Below are 1822 nucleotides of genomic sequence, written 5' to 3'. Positions count from 1 at the left end.
TTCGTTGTCAATGCGCTCTGTTCCAACAAGGGTACGCAATAATTCCAATGCTGCTTCTGGGGATAGTACATCCAGGTCAATTCGTCGGTAAGAAGCCCCTGGACGCTGACGGCTGGTGACCAGTACTTTAAAGCGGGATTGGGCTGGAGGTAAGTAGGGCTGAATTCTCTGTTTATAGTCGTTGCCGAAAGAAGGAATATCATCCAGCACGATCAATACTGTTCCTTCTGGCCAATTTCTCCAGCAATATCTTACCTGGTCATTGAACTCTAGTTCATCTGGAATGTTTAATCCTAATTCCGTACGCCCAAAACTGACAATTTGAGTTCCGAGATCTGCACCGCGCACCGATAACCAGCACAAACCCCCAGGGTAGTTGTGCTGATTTTTCAGAGCATATTGTAGAGCTAACTCGCTTTTGCCCACACCACCCATTCCGGCAATGGCACAAATTGCTAGTTTATCAGTCTGTTGAAGTTCCTGATGGAGCTGCTCAAGTTGATCTTGTCTCCCGACAAAGTGGAGAGTGCCACGATTAGTAATGTTAGTGAGGGGATTTAACTTTGTCCGTTCCCGGTCGGACGACTTCAGCTAATCAGACCCTTGATGAATGTGCATCTCTTGAGCAACATAATTAGTACCACCCTCAATCTTGTCAATATTGTTTTGTAGACCTTTACCGTTGTCATTAATATTCATAGTATTGCTGCTGTTGTCCTGTATCTTACCAGTATGAATTTCTTGAGCGATTACCTGAATTTCTTTAGCAAACTCTGGTTGTTCATTCATGACAACTTTCAAGTAATCAGCCACTCGTTCTAAATCACTCGAAGATCCTTGTTCAACTGCCGTCAGAGCATTTTCAGCTTTAGAATTATTCCGTAACTTTTCCCAGATCATTTTACGGAGTTCGTCCATCTTGGTGATTGCGGCTGTGGTGAAATGTTTGGCTAACTCCCCAGCTCCAGATTCCAGAAACTTCTTGAAAGCCAGAGTAGCGATCTCTGCTGCTGAAAGTATTGCTAGTTCCATAAGCGAATAGGGTGATGTAGTTGCTTAAGGCAAGTAGGGTCTACAAAAATAATTCTAACAAACAAATTGTTGTTATTTTAATGGTTTTAGTCTTACTATCTTTGAGTAAATTAATTATCAAACCCACTATAGCAACCTTAAATGATTTGTGACAAGTGATCGACTTGAAACCCATGTATAACAAGGAGGACGTTTCGCAAAAAAATTACCACAACCTATTTAGGATTGCCATAGTATAACTACTTATAGCTGGCAACGGCTTCTTAAGACCATCAGATCCTATTTTATTCCCTGAGGTCGAGCTATTCAAAGAGTAAAAAAATATTATATTAATAGATACTGTTTACCAAGTAAGTCTAATCACTGCTTAAGTCTCTGAATATTGGTTGGTTAAGGCGGACAGGCTCAAACAGCAACAATCTCAAACAACAAAAATAAGATACACCGGTAGGAAAGTAGTAAAGTAGGGAACAGCGGATCTGGGCACAGGGAATAAAAATTATTATAATTCATTAATTTGCCGATTTAATGTTTCCGTTGATGTCGATAAAATTACTCAAAAATAAAAGCAATAATCTGAAAGAGACGCTACGGGATTGACCGAAGGTCACGCTACGCGAACGCTAACATTTTTTTTATTAATTTTACTTTGGCTGTTTGACCTTATGGTGCGTTACGGAGCGGACTATACTAAGGCTGGCTAAGAAGCAAACAATTAGGGCAAGTCCGCCCCTAACGCACCCTACGCAACTATTCCCTTTTCCCTTAAAAAAAACAAGATTATATTTCA

At 40.6% G+C, this 1822-nt stretch carries 2 protein-coding genes; both read right to left on the bottom strand.

The window, feature by feature from the left end; genetic code table 11:
* Positions 1–543: NB-ARC domain-containing protein (locus tag F6K20_RS36815; RefSeq protein ID WP_287298166.1), on the bottom strand; the 543-nt coding region annotated here is incomplete at its 3' end.
* A gap of 48 nt (positions 544–591) precedes the next feature.
* Positions 592–1032: a hypothetical protein gene (locus F6K20_RS36810; RefSeq protein ID WP_287298164.1), complete on the bottom strand. Its 441-nt coding sequence runs from the start codon at positions 1030–1032 to the stop codon at positions 592–594.
* Positions 1033–1822: the final 790 nt, after the last annotated feature.

It is taken from the genome of Moorena sp. SIO2C4 (assembly GCF_010672485.1).
In the GTDB taxonomy this organism is placed as follows: Bacteria; Cyanobacteriota; Cyanobacteriia; order Cyanobacteriales; family Coleofasciculaceae; genus Moorena; species Moorena producens.
This window is presented reverse-complemented; position numbering and strand designations above follow the sequence as displayed.

What these genes read in the sequence shown, in the direction of transcription:
- F6K20_RS36810 (WP_287298164.1), bottom strand. Translation starts at nt 1,032, where the DNA reads ATGGAACTAGCAATACTTTCAGCAGCAGAGATCGCTACTCTGGCTTTC.